An 18,202-nucleotide genomic window follows, 5' to 3' on the forward strand; every position below is an offset into this window, starting at 1 on the left:
ATAGTTTAGTATATTAGATATTTGAATTAGATTAATTATTTAAGGTATAGTCACTCTTACTGATATAAACTTATTCAATTATTGAGTTTAGGGAATATAATTCATGATATTATATGACTATTAGTCTGTCTATTTGTGTAAGGTACGAAGTAAATCAAACAAGAGAAAAAACTAAAGTAGAATTTTCAAAATAGAGCGCATAGTATCAAGGATTTTCAAAAATTGATATTATGCGTTCTTCAAATTTTTGAGACTATTTATCCAGCCTTATTTTATCGTGGAACAACATTTAATAATTTTGAATGGGTTAATACTCCATTGTAATAGTAACCATTTTTATCAATTTTAGCAACAAATGCTAACTTAGCAGAAACAGCTTTATTCCTAGAATTTTCTAATTGTAGTTCCTTTTCGTTGGGAATAAATCTTAATTTTTCTTCTAAGAAAACATAAATTTTTTTCGGTATTTTTAGGCTACAGAGATATTTATTGCGTTCATCATCACGAAAAATTCTTAAATAAAAGTCATTAAATTTGTTTTGTACAAGAAATAATTTACATTTTCCATAGTACATTACTAGGTAGTCTTTTTCTTCCATTTCCCTTAATTGTAATGATCTTCTAGGTAAATATTTTCTAATGAAAGTTTTATTTGAATCTGGATTTTCACAAGGACAATATTCGTTAATGTTTTGAATTGAGTTTTGATTTAAAAGTATGATAGGACTTGAAGGAGCATCTTCCAGGACACGTTCTAACATACGTTCAGCTGAGGGAAGATTAATTGATTCGTAGAAAATTTGTAGCTCTTTTTTGCTTGCTGCTGATAATAGATACTCGCATGTTTTGTCATGAGTTGATTTTGGATATGCTGATAAGAAAATCCCATTGTTATTTTCTTTTATAGCTAGTTGTACCTTGTGACAATCAGGGCAAAGTAAATTGCCTTTGTATTTTTCCCTTGTGTGAAACTTGTCTTGATAAAACTCTGTTTCTAGTTCATAGAGCTCTAGGTAATGTTTGTTGTAAAGACAACATTGGTATTTATTTGTTTCAGACATAGTAATTCCTTTCTTTTTGTATATCAGTAATATACTTATATTTTATTATTGTTTATGTTATAGGCAATTCAAAGAACTAGAAGGGGACTAGTTAGTGGAAGTGAAAAACTAAAATCTAAAAGGCTCTAGCCAATATGACTAGAGCCTTTTCTATATATCCGAACATCTAATTTATTTCACAAAAAATGTAGTCAAAAATGTAGTCATTAGATTGATTTTTATTGTAATGTACTAAAATTAACCAAAAGAAAAAACGCTGATCAGCGTTTTTCTTCTGTATTGATTCGTATTGAATGATTACTTCACCTCTGTAAACACAACGTGTTTGCGAAGTTTTGGTGAGTATTTCTTCAATTGAAGACGGTCTGGAGTGTTACGTTTGTTTTTAGAAGTAAGGTACAAGCGTTCACCAGATTCTTTGTGTTCAAGTGTAATATTTACGCGCATGGTATCTCCCTTCTATTATTCAGCTGATGCAGCTTTAGCGATTTTACGTCCTTTGTAGTATCCTTTAAGTGATACACGGTGAGAACGTGAGTAATCTCCAGTAGTTTCGTCAAAGTTTACAGATGGAGCTGTTACTTTGTAGTGTGTACGACGTTTGTTTTTCTTCGCTTTTGAAGTGCGACGTGCAGGTACTGCCATTTTGATTTCTCCTTTAGGTATTTATATTCGATTCAATCTACTGATTTTCATCAACCATACTAGGATAACACATTTTTTTTGTAAAGTAAAGTTACTTGACAAAAAAAGATGAAAAAATTCTCCTGTCAGACCTAGCAGACAGGAGAAAATGTTAAATATCAATCTCAAATGGTTCGTCAATGGTTTCTGATACGTATTTTCCGTCTTTCTTCCGTTGTTTGACACACTCTGTGAGGAGATATTCGATTTGCCCATTGACTGAACGAAAGTCGTCTTCTGCCCATGATGCGAGTGCAGCGTATAACTTTGTTGAGAGTCGAAGGTGGATCTGCTTTTTTTAGCTTCAGCCATCTTTAGTAAAGACTTCCTGTGTTGACAATTGGTTGTGCATCATGATTGCCACAGAGAACGACTAGGAGATTTGAAACCATGGCAGCTTTTCGTTCTTCGTCAAGCTCTACCAATTCCCCTTCATTGAGCCGTTCTAGTGCCATTTCAACCATTCCTATTAATTGATATCTAAATGATATCGCTTTAATTTATAACGTGAAAAAAAAGTAGAAAAATAATTACTAAAAACTTTCAGCCCAATAATTTCTTTTAAAAGGTGAGATTATATTGTGCTCAAATACTCTTTTATTCTTATAACTTTTACACTATAATTGTAGTTAGAAAGGAAGAGAAATGTTTGATTATAGAGCACTAGTTATTTTGATGACTTTGATGGATCATTGTGAGCTATCGTTATATGAGTTATCTGTTAAGGTGAGCTTACCTATAAAGGAAGTCAAAGAAGGAATAGATTATTTAGTGCCTTATCTAGCTAATAAAGGGATAGTGCTGGATAAAAAGCAAGGTCGCTATAGTTTATCAAATCGTACGAAGCAATCTTTGACAGATATTATTAAGTCGGATGAATTGGTTTTACCAAAGTCGACTCGCTTAGCTTTAATCTATCTTTACACTTTTTGCCGATTAGATTTTATATCAAATAATCATTACCAAGACTTTTTGAAAGTAAGTAAGAATACAACCTTATCTGATATTCAATCATTAAGAAAGATTATGTTAGATAATGATTTGGAGCTAGGGTATAGTAGAGCAAAAGGTTATACTTTACACGGTTCAGAGTGGAATAAGCACCGTTTAGCTTTTCAAATGGTTAGTGAGTTGCTGGAATCCTCCATAGGAATTTGGGGTTTGGATTATGTTTTATCCAGTTGGGGGTATTCATTAACTTATGATTTGATAAATCAGGTAGTTAAAGATTATTATGAGAAGCTACAGCTAGTACCTATTGTAAATCAATTAAAAGTTTGCCTTTTCGGTTTAGTATTCATTCTGTGTAGGTATCAAAGGGATGTTGAAAGAGTATGTCTTTCAGAGACATTAGTATCTCCTGTTATTCAAGATATAACCACTATTTTATTGGATACAGTGGTTGATTTGGGGATTATAGATACGGTGTTTTCTGAGGATGATTATCGCTATATCACAGTTTTATTATCAAGTTGCTTTGAAGGTGAAGTAGATGTTGCTCCGGTTTACTTTAATCAACTAACAGAGGCTATTATAAGTAGAATGGAAGATATTTCTTTGTTACATTTTAAACAAAGGGAAGGATTGAGAGAAAATCTTCGCCGCCACCTTATACCGGCTTACTATAGATTAAAGTTCGGCCTACCTAGTTCAAATGAATATGTATTGCATGTTAAAGAACATTATCCTGATTTATTTGAACTAGTAAAAGATTCTTTGACTCCCTTGATGGACGCTATTGACAAACCCATACCTGATAGTGAAACAGCATATTTTGTTATCCATTTCGGAGGTTATTTAAAGAAAGCAGATACTTTGCCTCAAAAATGCTATAAAGCAGCAATCATTTGTCCTAATGGTGTTAGTTCTTCATTGATGTTAAAAGAGAATCTATTAGCATTATTTCCTCAAATTGAGTTCATAGGAACCTCAAAGATTGATGATTTACAGGCGAAAACTAGTAGTGACTATGATATGGTTTTTTCTACCATAAAGGTGGAGACAGAAAAGCCAAATTATCTAGTTTCGGTTATGATGACTGAAGAGCAAGCAATACAACTAGTAGAACTAGTGTTAAAAGATTTTCCGAATTTAGAGTATGGGGATTTTGAGATTGAACAAATCCTGAATATTGTCAAAAAATATGGAATTATTACACAAGAATTGGAATTAAGATTGGCGTTAAAGAATTATCTTTATCAAAAAAATGATAGAAAGGAAATTGTACCAGTGCTAGAACAACTTATTACCAAAGAAACCTATCAGGTTAGTTCGCAAAAATTAGGATGGAAGGAGGCGATTCGTTTAGCAGCTAAACCGCTTTTGGATCAAGATAAGATAACTGAGAACTACCCTGAGGCAATGATTCAAAAAGTAGAAGAGTTTGGGCCTTTTATTAATTTAGGGAAGGGAGTAGCAATTCCTCACGCTCGGCCAGATGAAGGTGTGAATGAAATAGGAATGTCAATGTTAGTTTTGGAAGAACCGATTTATTTATTGGATAATCCAGAACAGGAGGTAAGATTGTTAATTTGTATTGCAGCCATTGATAATGAGAGTCATTTAAAGGCTTTGTCACATTTAACAACAATTTTAAGAGATAAAAATCATGTTCAAGCTTTAATTTCATCAAAAAACTATGATGACATTAAAATGATAATTAAACAGGAGGATTAGATAATGTTAAAAATTGGTACAGCTTGTGGTTCAGGATTAGGTTCAAGTTTTATGGTACAGATGAATATTGAATCTGTATTGAGTGATTTGAATGTTTCGGATGTAGAAGTTGAACACTATGATTTAGGTGGAGCAGATCCAAATGCAGCGGATATTTGGATTGTTGGTCGTGATCTAGCTGATTCAGCTAGTCATCTTGGAGATGTTCGTATCTTAAATAGTATTATTGATATGGATGAACTACGAGAATTAATTACTAAACTTTGTGAAGAAAAAGGACTTATATAGGAGGCTAGCGTCATGATGAAGTTCATATTGGATATTGTTAGTACACCAGCTATTTTAGTAGCTTTAATTGCAATTTTAGGATTAGTTCTTCAGAAGAAGAAATTACCTGATATTATTAAAGGTGGAATTAAGACCTTTGTTGGTTTCTTAGTTGTATCTGGTGGTGCAGGAATTGTACAAAATTCTTTAAATCCATTTGGTACCATGTTTGAGCATGCTTTTCATTTATCTGGCGTTGTGCCGAATAATGAAGCAATTGTAGCTGTAGCTTTAACAACATATGGCTCAGCTACTGCAATGATTATGTTTGCAGGCATGGTGTTCAATATCTTAATCGCTCGTTTTACTCGATTTAAATATATCTTTTTAACAGGGCACCACACTCTATATATGGCGTGTATGATTGCGGTCATTTTATCAGTTGCTGGCTTTACTAGCCTGCCTCTTATCTTACTAGGAGGATTAGCACTCGGTATTATTATGAGTATTTCCCCAGCATTTGTGCAAAAATATATGGTTCAATTAACTGGAAATGACAAGGTGGCTTTAGGTCATTTCAGTTCTTTGGGATATTGGTTGAGTGGTTTTACTGGTAGCCTTATCGGTGACAAATCAAAATCAACAGAGGACATTAAATTTCCAAAGAGTTTAGCTTTTTTACGTGATAGTACTGTTAGTATTACTTTATCCATGGCAGTTATTTACATTATTGTAGCTATCTTTGCAGGGTCAGAATATATAGAAAAAGAAATCAGTAGTGGTACAAGTGGTCTAGTTTATGCTTTACAATTAGCAGGTCAATTTGCAGCAGGGGTATTTGTTATTTTAGCAGGTGTTCGCCTTATTTTGGGTGAAATTGTTCCAGCCTTTAAAGGTATTTCAGAGCGTCTTGTACCTAATTCAAAACCTGCTTTGGATTGTCCGATTGTTTATACTTATGCACCCAATGCAGTTCTAATTGGATTTATCTCTAGTTTTGTTGGTGGTTTAGTAAGTATGGCAATTATGATTGCTTCAGGAACGGTTGTTATCTTACCAGGTGTTGTGCCTCATTTCTTCTGTGGAGCGACTGCAGGTGTCATTGGGAATGCATCTGGTGGTGTTCGTGGAGCCACTATTGGAGCATTTTTACAAGGTATTTTAATCAGTTTTCTTCCAGTCTTTTTAATGCCAGTTTTGGGAGGACTTGGTTTCCAAGGATCAACTTTCTCAGATGCAGATTTTGGTCTATCAGGAATTATTTTAGGAATGTTAAATCAATTTGGCTCACAAGCAGGCATTGTGATTGGTCTTGTTCTTATTCTAGCAGTTATGTTTGGAGTATCCTTTATTAAAAAGCCATCTGCAAAGGAGGAATAAGGGATGATTTTAAGTAAAAATAGGGAAGATGAGTTAAGAAAATTTGCGACTAATATCCGATTAAATACTCTTGAAACCTTGAATCATCTTGGATTCGGCCATTATGGAGGGAGTCTGTCTATCGTAGAAGTTTTAGCAGTTCTTTATGGTGAAATAATGCCAATGACTCCAGAAATATTTGCAGCACGAGATAGAGATTATTTCATATTATCAAAAGGTCACGGAGGACCAGCTCTATACAGTACACTCTATTTGAATGGTTTCTTTGACAAAGAATTCTTATATTCTTTAAATACAAATGGAACCAAATTACCGTCTCATCCTGATAGAAATCTAACGCCGGGCATAGATATGACAACTGGCTCTTTAGGACAGGGAATTAGTGTTGCAACCGGACTTGCATATGGTCAGAGAATAAGGAAAAGTCCCTTTTATACCTATGCTATTGTTGGAGATGGTGAGTTAAATGAGGGACAATGTTGGGAGGCTATACAGTTTGCTTCTCATCAACAGTTATCTAATTTAATTGTATTTGTAGACGATAACAAAAAACAATTAGATGGTTTTACAAAGGATATTTGTAATCCAGGTGATTTTGTAGAAAAATTCTCAGCATTTGGATTTGAATCCATTAGGGTCAATGGTTCAGATATTAGAGAAATTTATGAAGGGATTATCCAATTAAAACAGTCAAATAATTCCTCCCCTAAGTGTATTGTATTAGACACTGTAAAAGGTCAAGGAGTTCGAGAGCTGGAAGAAATGAAATCCAATCATCATCTTCGCCCTACTGTAGAGGAGAGACAAATGTTAACTTCAGTTGTAGAAAGATTAAGTCAGGAATTGGAGGAAACAGAATGATGAGAAGTACGAAAGAATTACGACATGTGTATAGAGACTTCCTTTTAGAGGCTAACCAAAGTTATTCTGATATAGTAGTTTTAGAAGCAGACTTGTCAAGTTCTATGGCTACTAATAATCTTGAAAAGGACTTTGGAGACCGTTATGTGAATGTTGGAATAATGGAAGCAGAAATGGTCGGGCTTGCAGCAGGTTTATCTATTCAGGGGTTTAGACCTTATCTTCATACATTTGGCCCTTTTGCTTCAAGAAGAGTATTTGATCAATTATTTATTTCTCTTGGGTACGCACAATTGGATGCCACTGTGATTGGCTCAGATGCAGGAGTAACGGCAGAGATGAATGGTGGCACACATATGCCATTTGAAGAAATTGGATTGTTACGTTTAATTCCTAAATCGATCATTTTTGAAGCAACTGATGATATCCAATTTCGTGAAATCTTGAACCAGACATTAGACTTAAAAGGACTAAAATATATTCGAATAATTAGAAAGGCTCCAGAGGCTGTATATCAAGGTGGAGAAGATTTTTCTAAAGGCTACATTGAGTTAAGACACGGTGAAGATGTTGTAATAGTTGCTTCTGGCATAATGGTTGCTCCAAGTATTCGAGTTGCGGATGAACTGTCTAAATTAGGTTATTCAGTAGGTGTGATAGATTTATTTAGAATTAAACCGATACCAGAACAGATAAAAACAATGTTAAGTGGAAAAACTATATTTACTGTAGAAAACCACAATCAGATAGGTGGAATTGGCAGTGCTTTATGTGAATTATTCTCTGATGATGGAATAACAAAAATTCATCGGATGGGTGTTCAAGAAAGATTCGGTCAAGTAGGGAAAGTGGATTATCTTCTTAATGAGTATGGTTTGAGTGAATCGAATATAAAAGAGAAAGTTCTAGAAATTTATAATGCAAGATAGATGTTGAATACACTGTTCTGAAAGAATTTTTGTAACAATTACAGTACGTTATTTAAAGAAAGCGGATTAAAAAGCATATTCTGGTCATCAGAAAGTGCCCTAATCCGCTTTGTTGTTTTTAGTTTTAAATATTTCATATGTATATAGAATTTTCTGAAAATTCAAGAATTTTCTTCTGTTCATTGCTTTTAAAATGTGCTATAATAGTAAAAACTGAAATGGGAGGGAACAAATGACTGAATTAGATAAACGTCACCGCAGTAGCATTTATGACAGTATGGTAAAATCACCAAACCGTGCTATGCTTCGTGCGACTGGTATGACAGATAAGGACTTTGAAACACCGATTGTGGGAGTGATTTCGACTTGGGCGGAAAATACGCCATGTAATATCCACTTGCATGATTTTGGGAAATTAGCCAAAGAAGGTGTAAAATCAGCAGGTGCTTGGCCTGTGCAGTTTGGAACTATCACCGTAGCGGACGGGATTGCTATGGGAACGCCTGGTATGCGTTTCTCTCTAACATCTCGTGACATCATCGCGGACTCCATCGAGGCGGCTATGAGTGGTCACAACGTGGATGCCTTCGTCGCTATCGGTGGCTGTGACAAGAACATGCCTGGATCTATGATTGCTATTGCTAATATGGATATCCCAGCTATTTTCGCCTATGGTGGAACGATTGCACCGGGAAATCTTGATGGTAAAGATATCGACTTGGTTTCTGTCTTTGAAGGGATCGGAAAATGGAACCACGGTGACATGACAGCTGAGGACGTGAAACGTCTTGAATGTAATGCCTGCCCTGGCCCTGGTGGCTGTGGTGGTATGTATACTGCTAATACCATGGCGACTGCTATCGAAGTTTTGGGTATGAGTTTGCCAGGTTCTTCATCTCATCCAGCTGAATCAGCTGATAAGAAAGAAGATATCGAAGCAGCAGGACGTGCTGTAGTTAAAATGTTGGAGCTCGGTCTCAAGCCATCAGATATCTTGACTCGTGAAGCCTTTGAAGATGCCATTACTGTGACTATGGCTCTCGGTGGTTCTACAAATGCTACTCTTCACTTGCTTGCCATTGCCCATGCTGCCAATGTTGACTTGTCACTTGAAGACTTCAATATGATCCAAGAGCGTGTGCCTCACTTGGCCGACTTGAAACCATCTGGTCAGTATGTCTTCCAAGACCTCTACGAAGTCGGTGGTGTGCCTGCGGTTATGAAGTACTTGCTGGCAAATGGATTCCTTCACGGGGACCGTATCACATGTACGGGTAAGACTGTCGCTGAGAACTTAGCTGACTTTGCAGACCTTACACCAGGTCAAAAAGTCATCATGCCACTTGAAAATCCAAAACGCGCGGACGGTCCGCTTATCATCTTGAACGGGAACCTTGCTCCTGACGGTGCGGTTGCCAAGGTGTCAGGTGTTAAGGTCCGTCGTCACGTTGGACCAGCTAAGGTCTTTGACTCAGAAGAAGATGCTATTCAGGCCGTTCTGACAGATGAAATCGTTGATGGTGATGTAGTCGTTGTTCGTTTCGTTGGACCTAAAGGTGGTCCTGGTATGCCTGAGATGCTGTCACTTTCATCAATGATCGTTGGTAAAGGTCAAGGAGACAAGGTTGCCCTCTTGACAGACGGCCGTTTCTCTGGTGGTACTTATGGTCTGGTTGTTGGACATATCGCTCCTGAAGCTCAGGATGGTGGCCCGATTGCCTACCTTCGTACAGGCGATATCGTTACGGTTGATCAAGATACTAAAGAAATTTCCATGGCCGTATCTGAAGAAGAACTTGAAAAACGCAAGGCAGAAACAACCTTGCCACCGCTTTACAGTCGTGGTGTCCTCGGTAAATATGCCCATATCGTATCATCTGCTTCACGCGGAGCTGTGACAGACTTCTGGAATATGGACAAGTCAGGTAAAAAATAAACTCATACTCTTCGAAAATCTCTTCAAACCACGTCAATGTCGCCTTGCCGTAGGTATGGTTACTGACTTCGTCAGTTCTATCCACAACCTCAAAACACTGTTTTGAGCAACCTGCGGCTAGTTTCCTAGTTTGCTCTTTGATTTTCATTGAGTATCAAAAAGCAAGCCAACTTCGGCTTGCTCTTTTTCATCTTCAAAAGTGATTTGCCTGCTTAACGAGGTGGCAGTCCAAGGGCAATACGGCCGTAGCGACTGATTCGTGTGATTTTCCAAGCAGGCGACCAGGTAACTTCAACCTTGACATCTTCGATACCCTCGATTTGTTTCAGACCTGCGACGATTTCGATAGGCAGGCTTTCGGCACAATCGCAGGCAGTGTCGGTGAAGGTCATGACAATCTTACAGAGACCCGTTTCGTCCAGATTGATTTCATAAATCAGTCCTAGATTGTAAACATCCAATTCCACATCTGTATCAAAAACCTTCTCTAGTTTTTCGATAATTTGGTCTTGCAAGGCCAAAGCACGGTCATTGATTTTGATATCCTCTCTCATTACAGTCCCTCCACGTGATAAATATCCTCTATTTTCTCATAATTCTGACAATTTGGCAAGTTTTTGATGAATTTTCTGAAAAATATGATAAAATGAAGAAAATACTGAATCAAGGGGAAGCCTATGGAGCAGATTGGAAAAGTCTTTAGACAATTACGAGAATCAAGAAATATCTCGCTGAGACAAGCAACTGGGGGACAATTTTCGCCGTCTATGTTATCTCGCTTTGAAACAGGTCAGAGTGAGCTTTCGGTGGAAAAGTTTCTGTTTGCCCTAGAAAATATATCTGCCAGTGTAGAGGAAATCCTCTTTCTGGCGAGAGGTTTTCAGTATGATACAGATTCTGAGTTGAGAAAAGAAATCATAGATGTCTTGGATCCAAAGAATATAGCTCCGCTTGAGGACTTGTATCGCAGGGAGTATCAAAAGCATGCCCATTCTCAAAACAAACAGAAACATATTCTAAATGCCATTCTTATCAAGTCTTATATGAAGAGTATGGATGAAAGGGTGGAGTTAACAGCAGAGGAAGGAAAAGTCCTTCATGATTACCTGTTTTCTACCGAGATCTGGGGAATCTATGAACTCAATTTATTTTCAGTCAGTTCTCCCTTTTTATCTGTTTCTCTTTTTACTAGATATGTTAGAGAGATGGTACGAAAATCTGATTTTCTAATGGAAATGTCTGGTAATCGAAATCTGTTTCACACTATACTATTGAATGGCTTTTTAGCTAGTATTGAGTGTGAAGAATTTACCAATGCCTCTTATTTTAAACGTGTCATAGAAGAGCATTTCTACAAGGAAAATGAAACCTATTTCCGAATTGTCTATTTATGGGCGGAAGGTCTCCTTGATAGCAAGCAAGGCAGAGTCAAGGAAGGTCAGAAAAAGATGGAAGATGCTGTCCGTATTTTTGAGATGCTTGGCTGTAATAAATCTGCCGAATACTATAGAAAAACGACCGATTATTGAATATCTGCAAACTAAGAGAATGATTTGAAATTTTAAGCGATAGAACTTTTGACTGCTCTCAGGTCATCGAGAAAGTTCTATCGTTTTTTTGCTTATTTTGTGTGTTGCATATATTCAAAGTTTTTCCTCTAAAATTTCTAAGTGCTATACTATAGTCATACTTCACATAAAACTTATACTCTTCGAAAATCAAATTCAAACCACGTCAGCTTCACCTTGCCGTACTCAAGTACAGCCTTCGGCTAGCTTCCTAGTTTGCTCTTTGATTTTCATTGAGTATTTGAACAAGAAGGGAGATTATCTATGAAATTATTGTTTAGAAATCAAGCTTATCGACTCTTGACTTTGTCACGCTTCTTCAATGCTTTTGGTGCTTCAATTTTTAACTTGGTATTCATCGTCTATGCATCGACCTTGCCACAAGCTTCGTTTGCGGTTGCTATGGCGAATATTGTCATGATTCTTCCGACTCTCTTTACAGTTTTTGTAGGGATTCGGGCAGATTACACGAGAGACAAGGTCAAATGGATGGTCTATAGCGGTTTGTTTCAGGCGGTTTTATTTTTTCTAGCAGCCCTAGTTGTTCAGCAAGCTAGTCTCTTTGCATTTTCTAGCCTGTGTTTAATCAATGTCATTAGTGATGTCATCAGTGATTTTGCAGGTGGCCTGCGCATGCCTCTTATTAAGGAAAAAGTAGCTGAAAATGATTTGATGGAGGCTTATTCTTTTTCTCAATTTATCACCTATATTTCAGCTATTGGTGGTCAAGCTTTTGGAGTCTGGCTCTTAGGACTATCGGTCAACAATTTTTCCCTCGTTGCGGGAATCAATGCTTGCTTTTTCCTAGTATCAGCCTCTGTTCTCTTTTTAGGAAGAAGCAAATTGAGCCTGTCAACTTCATCTGCTGATGGGGAATTACATAAAAATGAGAAGATTTCTATCAAAGACCAGTTCCTAACGATTTATCGAAATTTACGTCTCGTTTTTCTAAAAAGTGGACAGAAAAACTTTGGTTTTATGATCTTTGCTGTCTTGCTTATCAATGCCTTGGGTGGCGCTTTAGGAAGCATCTATAACATCTTCTTTTTGAGCCATTCTCTCTTGAATTTTTCTTACACAGAGGCGTTATTTATCAGTCAAGTCGGTGCTTTAGTAGCAGTCATCATCAGTAGCCTTACGGGCAATGATTATTTTGGGAAGCAGTCCCTGCCTAGATTGATGATGTGGGCTACCGTAGGGCTCACTCTAATTGGTCTGGCTAACGTATTCAATCAAGTCGTACTTGGTTTGCTATTTCTCTTTTCAACTCTATATGTGTCTGGTAAAGTTCAACCAAAGATTAGTGCCATGCTCATGAAAAATCTAGCTCCAGAGGTTCTAGCTCGTACCAGTAATTTTTTAGGTTTATTGTTTACCTTATCCATACCTGTGGGAACAGCCTGTTTTTCACTTGTAGCCGTATGGAATATACAGTTGACTTGGATGCTATTTGTTGGTCTTTCCTTGATAGCTATTTTTTTGACAGTTATTAATCTCAAAAATGATATTTGAATCCTAATTTTTTTTCTCACTGTTTTAATCCCTCTATTTATGGTAAAATAAGACTATTAAGTTTAAAGAGGATTCCCTATGAAATTACAAAAACCAAAAGGAACGCAGGATATTTTACCTGCTGAATCTGACAAATGGCAGTACGTTGAGGGCTTTGCCCGTGAGATTTTCAAGCGCTACAACTACGCAGAAGTGCGCACGCCCATTTTTGAGCATTACGAGGTCATCAGTCGCTCTGTCGGAGATACAACGGATATCGTAACCAAGGAAATGTACGATTTCTATGACAAGGGTGACCGTCATATCACCCTCCGTCCAGAAGGAACTGCGCCCGTTGTCCGTTCCTATGTGGAAAATAAACTCTTCGCGCCAGAAGTGCAAAAGCCAAGCAAGTTCTACTACATGGGCCCTATGTTCCGTTATGAGCGTCCACAGGCAGGGCGTTTGCGCCAATTCCACCAGATTGGTGTTGAGTGTTTTGGATCTAGCAATCCAGCTACCGATGTGGAAACCATCGCAATGGCAGCCCATTTCTTGAAAGAAATCGGTATCCAAGGTGTCAAATTGCACCTTAATACTCTTGGAAATCCTGAGAGCCGTGCGGCCTACCGTCAAGCCTTAATTGACTATTTGACACCGCTCAAGGAGACCTTGTCTAAAGATAGCCAACGTCGTTTGGAGGAAAATCCTCTCCGTGTCTTGGACTCTAAGGAAAAAGAAGACAAGGTAGCAGTAGAGAATGCGCCTTCTATCTTGGACTTCCTTGATGAAGAAAGTCAAGCTCATTTTGATGCTGTGCGTCAGATGTTGGAAAATCTTGGAGTAGACTACATCATCGATACCAATATGGTGCGTGGTCTGGACTACTACAATCACACTATTTTCGAGTTTATCACTGAGATTGAGGGCAATGACCTGACAGTCTGTGCGGGTGGTCGTTACGATGGCTTGGTTGCTTACTTTGGAGGCCCAGAAACTGCTGGATTTGGTTTTGGACTTGGTGTAGAGCGCCTGCTTCTCATCCTTGAAAAGCAAGGTGTGGCCCTCCCTATCGAAAATGCCCTAGATGTTTATATCGCAGTCTTGGGTGATGGAGCAAATGTCAAGGCCCTAGAACTAGTCCAAGCTCTTCGCCAACAAGGTTTCAAAGCAGAGCGTGATTACCTCAACCGTAAGCTCAAAGCTCAGTTCAAGTCAGCCGATGCCTTTGCGGCTAAGACCCTCATCACCCTAGGAGAGAGCGAAGTCGAAAGCGGACAAGTAACGGTTAAGAACAACCAAACCCGAGAAGAAGTGCAAGTGTCGCTTGAGACAATCAGCCAAAACTTCTCAGAAATCTTTGAAAAATTAGGCTTTTAATGATAGATAAAAAGGTCAGGAACCTACTCCTGACCTTTTTCTTTTGCAAAATGACAAAAATCATAAACTTTTTGACAAATATGCTTGTCAAAAAGAAAAAGATGTGTTACAATAAATTCAAGTTAAGAAATAGGAGGGAGCCACATGTGGGTATGGATTTTGTTTCCTTTTCTCGTCTTGATTTATATGAGTCAATCTAAGAAAATCAAGCGGATAGAGAAGAGGTTAAAGGTAATCGAAAGAAAAGAGAAAGGAAATATAGAAATGTCAAGATTATTGCAAGAAATGATTGGAAAGAAACCAACAATCATTGGAGAACTATTTGGAACAAATTTTTGGGAAGTTGTGGATGTTGATGAGGAATGGGTCAAGCTACGATATGTAGACAAGACGGGAAAAGAAAAAATCAAGTTGCAACGTATTGAGGATATTCAAACCGTTGAATTTGATGGAGAGTAGGTGTGTAACATGCAACTAAAAAATCGTCTAAAAGAGCTTCGGGCTCGCGATGGCCTCAATCAAACCGACCTAGCTAAACTGGCAGGGGTTTCCAGACAGACCATTAGCCTACTAGAACGGGATGAGTACACCCCATCCATTATCATTGCCCTGAAAATATCTCAGATTTTCAACGAAACAGTCGAATCAGTATTTCGCTTGGAGGAGGACGAGTGATGAACAAGTATAAAGTGATTTATTACATGAGTGTTCTTGCCCTCATTGTGAATGCTTTCGCTATGGTTGGAACATTACTGGGGTGGTTCTATTTTGTTGAAAGTAAGTATTTGGTTTGGGTTAACTTAGTCCTCTTGTCCATTTTCAACTGGTTAAAGAAAAAGGAGAAAAATGATGAACAAGTATAAAGTGATTTATTATGTAGTTGCCATAGCTCTATTAGTCAGCCTGTGTCTACTAATTGGAACAAATCTAGGATGGTTTGATCTCTATTACAGCGACCAATTTATTTGGGCCTATTTTGCCCTCATACCAGTCGTTGACTGGATTGAAAAGAAATCCAAAAATCTAGCAAGTGAATAAGGAGAATGAATATGGAAAAGAAAAAGAAACGTGGATTGTTGTTTTTAATGGTTGTTGTCTTGGGATTTTTCTTGGGCATTTTTGTAGGGATGTTTAAGGCTGTTGCCGAATCCCACGGAATCATGTTAGATGTAAAAATCTTGATACCCTGGATATCAGCTATTTGTTTAGTATTAGGTTTCATTAGCATTCTTTTGACATTCAATTTCCTAAAGAAAAGCAGAAAATTTCATTCCTTGTATCAAGAGGAAATGGATGATGATCTGAATGAAACCTATTATGTGCAAATGTATCGGAATCTCGAGTTTGGAACCATTGCTTTTAATATTGCAAGTGTAGCGATTTTATTGGCTCTTTTCATCTCAGGTAGTGAAGCGGTTGTACTAAATGGAAGCCATATAACCTTATCTCTTTCTTTTTTGGCATTAGTGCTGATTTTCAGTGTTCAAAAATATCTTTTCAAGACGATTTCGATTGTTCGTCAGTTTGATTTGGCATTTTTCTCTATTCCAAAGGATATGTTAGATTATGTCAATTCTTACGATGAAGGAGAACGACAAGCTAATTTGGAACAGAGTTTTCGGATTTTATTCCAATTAAACCAATATATTTTACCAGGTTTGTATATTTTGATTGATATTGTTTCTGTACTTACGAGAGATTCAGTTATTAGGTCTTTTAGCTGTAGCTGTAGTCCATATTTATATCAATATAATGTATATACCTATGGTAAAACGTTATTTCAAATAAAGGAGTTTCTATGATTCGTGTTGAAAATGTAAGCAAAAGTTTTGGGAGCAAAAAGCTCTTCACCAGATTTCTTTTGAGATTAAGGAAGGTGAAATCTTTGGTTTTCTTGGGCCTTCTGGCTCAGGTAAAACAACCATGATCAATGTCTTAACAGGTCAGTTGGCTGCAGATCAAGGTAAAACAGTTTTGTTAGGCAAGAATTCTCAAGATTTAACCTCAAATGATTTGGAACAAATTGGTATTGTTAGTGATGGCAGTGGTTTTTATGAAAAGATGAATCTTTACAAAAATCTTCTCATCTATGCTAAGTTATATGGTCTCAAGTCAGATAGAGTAAATCAGGTGCTCCAACAGGTTGGATTGGCAGATGCTAAAGATATTATCGCAGAAAAGTTATCTACTGGAATGAAACAACGAATGTTCTTGGCTCGTGCTCTTCTTAATGCACCTAAGATTCTCTTCCTTGATGAGCCAACCAGTGGCTTAGACCCTACAACATCTAAGATGATTCATACCCTACTTCAAGAATTAAAGCAGGCGGGGACAACTATCTTTCTGACCACGCATGATATGAATGAAGCAACTCTGCTTTGTGATCGCTTATCTCTTTTAAATAAGGGAAACTTAATAGAGTATGGAAGTCCACAAGATATTATCCAGAAGTACCATGTGGATAAGAAAGTACATGTGGTTTATAACGATGGACGAGAACAGATAGTTCCATTTGAAGAATTGCCACATTTAGACACGACAGATTTGATGGTGGTTCACTCTTGTGAGCCAACTTTAGAAGAGATCTTTATCAGATTGACAGGAGAAAAGTTAGATGTTTAGAAAATTAAATGCCCTACTATGGTTAAGAGTGCAAGTTCTTATTAGCAATTCAACTTTGTTAGCGACTTTATTGATTCCTTTTGGTATTGCTGTTTTATATAATGAATTTTTAAATAAGAATGGACAATTGAGCCTATTTTTACTATCTGCTAGCTTGACGATGGTCTTGAGCATGGGAAGTGGTTATATGGTATCGATTATGATGGCAGAAGATAAGGAAAAACGAAATCTCAAATCACTCATTCTAAGTGGCGTGACAGCAACAGAATATACTTTCAGTATGCTCGTTCTCCCTATTTTGATAATGTTGGTTGCTATGATTGTACTTCCCATCTATCTTAAAGTAGATGTATCGAGTTACTTATTTGCCTATGTTATCTATTTGCTCCTAGCAACTATTAGTATTATTTTTCTCAACCTTCTAATCGGTGCGGTTTCAGATACTCAATCTAAAGCGCAAGTTTATAGTATCTTCCCTATGTTAATTGTCTCTTTTTTACCTATAATTGCTCTTCAAAATGATACGGCTCAGAAAGTGTTAGATTACTCGTTCGTCGGTCCTATTGTAAATCTTTTAAATCAAAAAGGTGGGGAAATATCTTTTTCTAATATTGGTATGTTACTTGCCTGGGTACTTGTGTTAGGAATAGCAAACCTCTTTGTATTGAAAAACAGCTATAAAGCAAGATAGGAGAACTTTATGAAACTACTTAAAAACCTTGGCTGGTTTCTTCTAGCCATTCTATCCTTTTTATTCATCTATGGCTTCATTCAGGGGTTGGCGACCTCTTCGCTTGCCTTAGGTGCTTCACCTTATGCTGTTACCCTACTCTATGTGGCCTTGGCTGGAGTTTATGTGTACGGCATTTACAAATGGTACCAGAAAGGTTCTGTCCATATTGAGAAGAGCGGCTTTAACCGATTTATTTGGCTTCCTGCTCTGGTTTGGTTCTTATCTCTGGTTGTCCAGTTTTTCTTGCCAAATGATCCTTCAGTAAATCAGCAAATAGCGATAGACTTGACCTTGTCTCAACCACTTTTCTCATTCTTTGCGGTCGTTATTTTTGCTCCTTTGACGGAAGAACTTATCTTTAGAGGGATGTTAGCACGCTACCTCTTTCCTAAGCAGGACAATAGTAAACAAACTCTGATTTTTCTTCTGGTATCCAGTGTTCTGTTTACCTTGATTCATTTCCCAGGTGATGTGCAACAATTTTTTGTCTATTTTAGCCTTGGTTTTAGTTTGGGATTGGCCTATATTAGCAGAAAAGGTCTGGTCTACAGTATTTCTCTCCACGCTTTGAATAATTTAGTCGGCTTTTTAATGATTCTCATGCTATAATAGAG

22 protein-coding genes and 1 pseudogene are annotated in these 18,202 nt (G+C 37.3%); 17 read left to right on the top strand and 6 right to left on the bottom strand.

Annotated elements, in window-relative coordinates:
* Positions 1–272: 272 nt before the first annotated feature.
* The 5 genes from OC530_RS09170 to OC530_RS09190 form a co-directional block, all read right to left on the bottom strand.
* Positions 273–1,061, bottom strand: coding sequence for a hypothetical protein (locus OC530_RS09170; protein WP_262081130.1), 789 nt, complete (start codon positions 1,059–1,061; stop codon positions 273–275).
* A 297-nt stretch (positions 1,062–1,358) separates the two neighbouring features.
* On the bottom strand, positions 1,359–1,508 hold the full coding sequence (gene rpmG, locus OC530_RS09175) for a 50S ribosomal protein L33 (RefSeq protein WP_001265622.1): 150 nt from the start codon (positions 1,506–1,508) through the stop codon (positions 1,359–1,361).
* A 15-nt stretch (positions 1,509–1,523) separates the two neighbouring features.
* A complete protein-coding gene (rpmF, locus tag OC530_RS09180; RefSeq protein ID WP_000290417.1) occupies positions 1,524–1,706 on the bottom strand; it encodes a 50S ribosomal protein L32 in 183 nt (60 codons plus the stop codon).
* A gap of 151 nt (positions 1,707–1,857) precedes the next feature.
* Complete coding sequence (locus OC530_RS09185) at positions 1,858–2,034, bottom strand: PTS ascorbate transporter subunit IIC (RefSeq protein ID WP_196314446.1); 177 nt, start codon at positions 2,032–2,034, stop codon at positions 1,858–1,860.
* 25 nt (positions 2,035–2,059) lie between these two features.
* Positions 2,060–2,200 (bottom strand): hypothetical protein, encoded by a 141-nt coding sequence (locus tag OC530_RS09190; RefSeq protein WP_173277652.1) that lies wholly within the window; start codon positions 2,198–2,200, stop codon positions 2,060–2,062.
* A gap of 190 nt (positions 2,201–2,390) precedes the next feature.
* Between OC530_RS09190 and OC530_RS09195 the strand changes: the two genes are divergently transcribed.
* The 6 genes from OC530_RS09195 to ilvD all read left to right on the top strand — a co-directional run bounded on the left by OC530_RS09195 (position 2,391) and on the right by ilvD (position 9,794).
* Positions 2,391–4,421: a BglG family transcription antiterminator gene (locus OC530_RS09195; protein WP_050197815.1), complete on the top strand. Its 2,031-nt coding sequence runs from the start codon at positions 2,391–2,393 to the stop codon at positions 4,419–4,421.
* Positions 4,422–4,424: 3 nt separating this feature from the next.
* A complete protein-coding gene (locus OC530_RS09200; RefSeq protein ID WP_000912476.1) occupies positions 4,425–4,709 on the top strand; it encodes a PTS sugar transporter subunit IIB in 285 nt (94 codons plus the stop codon).
* Between the two features lie 12 nt (positions 4,710–4,721).
* Positions 4,722–6,068 carry a PTS ascorbate transporter subunit IIC gene (locus OC530_RS09205; RefSeq protein WP_000975299.1) on the top strand — a complete coding sequence of 449 codons (1,347 nt, stop codon included), beginning with the start codon at positions 4,722–4,724 and terminating at the stop codon, positions 6,066–6,068.
* A gap of 3 nt (positions 6,069–6,071) precedes the next feature.
* Positions 6,072–6,929 carry a transketolase gene (locus OC530_RS09210; protein WP_262081135.1) on the top strand — a complete coding sequence of 286 codons (858 nt, stop codon included), beginning with the start codon at positions 6,072–6,074 and terminating at the stop codon, positions 6,927–6,929.
* Entirely contained in the window at positions 6,926–7,858 is a 933-nt protein-coding gene (locus OC530_RS09215) for a transketolase family protein (protein ID WP_262081136.1), read from the top strand. The genes OC530_RS09210 and OC530_RS09215 overlap by 4 nt, the downstream gene beginning before the upstream one ends.
* A gap of 232 nt (positions 7,859–8,090) precedes the next feature.
* Positions 8,091–9,794 (top strand): dihydroxy-acid dehydratase, encoded by a 1,704-nt coding sequence (ilvD, locus tag OC530_RS09220; protein WP_138701011.1) that lies wholly within the window; start codon positions 8,091–8,093, stop codon positions 9,792–9,794.
* A gap of 212 nt (positions 9,795–10,006) precedes the next feature.
* On the opposite strand, the gene OC530_RS09225 is transcribed toward ilvD, so the two are convergent.
* On the bottom strand, positions 10,007–10,348 hold the full coding sequence (locus tag OC530_RS09225) for a metal-sulfur cluster assembly factor (RefSeq protein ID WP_001206380.1): 342 nt from the start codon (positions 10,346–10,348) through the stop codon (positions 10,007–10,009).
* A gap of 123 nt (positions 10,349–10,471) precedes the next feature.
* Here OC530_RS09225 and rgg point away from each other — a divergent pair, with 123 nt between their 5' ends.
* The 11 genes and pseudogenes from rgg (at position 10,472) to OC530_RS09280 (ending at position 18,197) form a co-directional block, all read left to right on the top strand.
* On the top strand, positions 10,472–11,323 hold the full coding sequence (gene rgg, locus OC530_RS09230; RefSeq protein WP_262081137.1) for a quorum-sensing system transcriptional regulator Rgg: 852 nt from the start codon (positions 10,472–10,474) through the stop codon (positions 11,321–11,323).
* Positions 11,324–11,626: 303 nt separating this feature from the next.
* On the top strand, positions 11,627–12,874 hold the full coding sequence (locus OC530_RS09235; protein ID WP_262081138.1) for a transporter: 1,248 nt from the start codon (positions 11,627–11,629) through the stop codon (positions 12,872–12,874).
* 78 nt (positions 12,875–12,952) lie between these two features.
* Positions 12,953–14,233, top strand: coding sequence for a histidine--tRNA ligase (gene hisS, locus OC530_RS09240; RefSeq protein WP_262081139.1), 1,281 nt, complete (start codon positions 12,953–12,955; stop codon positions 14,231–14,233).
* 144 nt (positions 14,234–14,377) lie between these two features.
* Positions 14,378–14,692, top strand: coding sequence for a hypothetical protein (locus OC530_RS10225; RefSeq protein WP_261075351.1), 315 nt, complete (start codon positions 14,378–14,380; stop codon positions 14,690–14,692).
* A 9-nt stretch (positions 14,693–14,701) separates the two neighbouring features.
* Positions 14,702–14,908: a helix-turn-helix transcriptional regulator gene (locus tag OC530_RS09250; protein ID WP_001176227.1), complete on the top strand. Its 207-nt coding sequence runs from the start codon at positions 14,702–14,704 to the stop codon at positions 14,906–14,908.
* Positions 14,908–15,096 carry a hypothetical protein gene (locus OC530_RS09255; RefSeq protein WP_262081140.1) on the top strand — a complete coding sequence of 63 codons (189 nt, stop codon included), beginning with the start codon at positions 14,908–14,910 and terminating at the stop codon, positions 15,094–15,096. The genes OC530_RS09250 and OC530_RS09255 overlap by 1 nt, the downstream gene beginning before the upstream one ends.
* Positions 15,083–15,271: a hypothetical protein gene (locus OC530_RS09260; protein ID WP_138701918.1), complete on the top strand. Its 189-nt coding sequence runs from the start codon at positions 15,083–15,085 to the stop codon at positions 15,269–15,271. The genes OC530_RS09255 and OC530_RS09260 overlap by 14 nt, the downstream gene beginning before the upstream one ends.
* Positions 15,272–15,282: 11 nt before the next feature.
* The gene (locus OC530_RS09265; RefSeq protein ID WP_262081141.1) at positions 15,283–16,035 is read left to right on the top strand and encodes a DUF3169 family protein; all 753 of its coding nucleotides are present in this window, start codon (positions 15,283–15,285) and stop codon (positions 16,033–16,035) included.
* Positions 16,036–16,051: 16 nt separating this feature from the next.
* Positions 16,052–16,855 (top strand): annotated as a pseudogene (locus OC530_RS09270) (ABC transporter ATP-binding protein); the annotation flags it as partial.
* Positions 16,848–17,546, top strand: coding sequence for an ABC transporter permease (locus OC530_RS09275; protein ID WP_262081142.1), 699 nt, complete (start codon positions 16,848–16,850; stop codon positions 17,544–17,546). The pseudogene OC530_RS09270 and the gene OC530_RS09275, both read left to right, overlap by 8 nt.
* A 9-nt stretch (positions 17,547–17,555) precedes the next feature.
* Entirely contained in the window at positions 17,556–18,197 is a 642-nt protein-coding gene (locus tag OC530_RS09280; protein WP_262081143.1) for a type II CAAX endopeptidase family protein, read from the top strand.
* Positions 18,198–18,202 lie beyond the last annotated feature (5 nt).

Source organism: Streptococcus sp. Marseille-Q5619 (assembly GCF_946901205.1).
GTDB lineage: Bacteria > Bacillota > Bacilli > Lactobacillales > Streptococcaceae > Streptococcus.

What these genes read in the sequence shown, in the direction of transcription:
- OC530_RS09170 (WP_262081130.1), bottom strand. Translation starts at nt 1,061, where the DNA reads ATGTCTGAAACAAATAAATACCAATGTTGTCTTTACAACAAACATTAC.
- rpmG (WP_001265622.1), bottom strand. Translation starts at nt 1,508, where the DNA reads ATGCGCGTAAATATTACACTTGAACACAAAGAATCTGGTGAACGCTTG.
- rpmF (WP_000290417.1), bottom strand. Translation starts at nt 1,706, where the DNA reads ATGGCAGTACCTGCACGTCGCACTTCAAAAGCGAAGAAAAACAAACGT.
- OC530_RS09190 (WP_173277652.1), bottom strand. Translation starts at nt 2,200, where the DNA reads ATGGCACTAGAACGGCTCAATGAAGGGGAATTGGTAGAGCTTGACGAA.
- OC530_RS09195 (WP_050197815.1), top strand. Translation starts at nt 2,391, where the DNA reads ATGTTTGATTATAGAGCACTAGTTATTTTGATGACTTTGATGGATCAT.
- OC530_RS09200 (WP_000912476.1), top strand. Translation starts at nt 4,425, where the DNA reads ATGTTAAAAATTGGTACAGCTTGTGGTTCAGGATTAGGTTCAAGTTTT.
- OC530_RS09205 (WP_000975299.1), top strand. Translation starts at nt 4,722, where the DNA reads ATGATGAAGTTCATATTGGATATTGTTAGTACACCAGCTATTTTAGTA.
- OC530_RS09210 (WP_262081135.1), top strand. Translation starts at nt 6,072, where the DNA reads ATGATTTTAAGTAAAAATAGGGAAGATGAGTTAAGAAAATTTGCGACT.
- OC530_RS09215 (WP_262081136.1), top strand. Translation starts at nt 6,926, where the DNA reads ATGATGAGAAGTACGAAAGAATTACGACATGTGTATAGAGACTTCCTT.
- ilvD (WP_138701011.1), top strand. Translation starts at nt 8,091, where the DNA reads ATGACTGAATTAGATAAACGTCACCGCAGTAGCATTTATGACAGTATG.
- OC530_RS09225 (WP_001206380.1), bottom strand. Translation starts at nt 10,348, where the DNA reads ATGAGAGAGGATATCAAAATCAATGACCGTGCTTTGGCCTTGCAAGAC.
- rgg (WP_262081137.1), top strand. Translation starts at nt 10,472, where the DNA reads ATGGAGCAGATTGGAAAAGTCTTTAGACAATTACGAGAATCAAGAAAT.
- OC530_RS09235 (WP_262081138.1), top strand. Translation starts at nt 11,627, where the DNA reads ATGAAATTATTGTTTAGAAATCAAGCTTATCGACTCTTGACTTTGTCA.
- hisS (WP_262081139.1), top strand. Translation starts at nt 12,953, where the DNA reads ATGAAATTACAAAAACCAAAAGGAACGCAGGATATTTTACCTGCTGAA.
- OC530_RS10225 (WP_261075351.1), top strand. Translation starts at nt 14,378, where the DNA reads ATGTGGGTATGGATTTTGTTTCCTTTTCTCGTCTTGATTTATATGAGT.
- OC530_RS09250 (WP_001176227.1), top strand. Translation starts at nt 14,702, where the DNA reads ATGCAACTAAAAAATCGTCTAAAAGAGCTTCGGGCTCGCGATGGCCTC.
- OC530_RS09255 (WP_262081140.1), top strand. Translation starts at nt 14,908, where the DNA reads ATGAACAAGTATAAAGTGATTTATTACATGAGTGTTCTTGCCCTCATT.
- OC530_RS09260 (WP_138701918.1), top strand. Translation starts at nt 15,083, where the DNA reads ATGAACAAGTATAAAGTGATTTATTATGTAGTTGCCATAGCTCTATTA.
- OC530_RS09265 (WP_262081141.1), top strand. Translation starts at nt 15,283, where the DNA reads ATGGAAAAGAAAAAGAAACGTGGATTGTTGTTTTTAATGGTTGTTGTC.
- OC530_RS09275 (WP_262081142.1), top strand. Translation starts at nt 16,848, where the DNA reads ATGTTTAGAAAATTAAATGCCCTACTATGGTTAAGAGTGCAAGTTCTT.
- OC530_RS09280 (WP_262081143.1), top strand. Translation starts at nt 17,556, where the DNA reads ATGAAACTACTTAAAAACCTTGGCTGGTTTCTTCTAGCCATTCTATCC.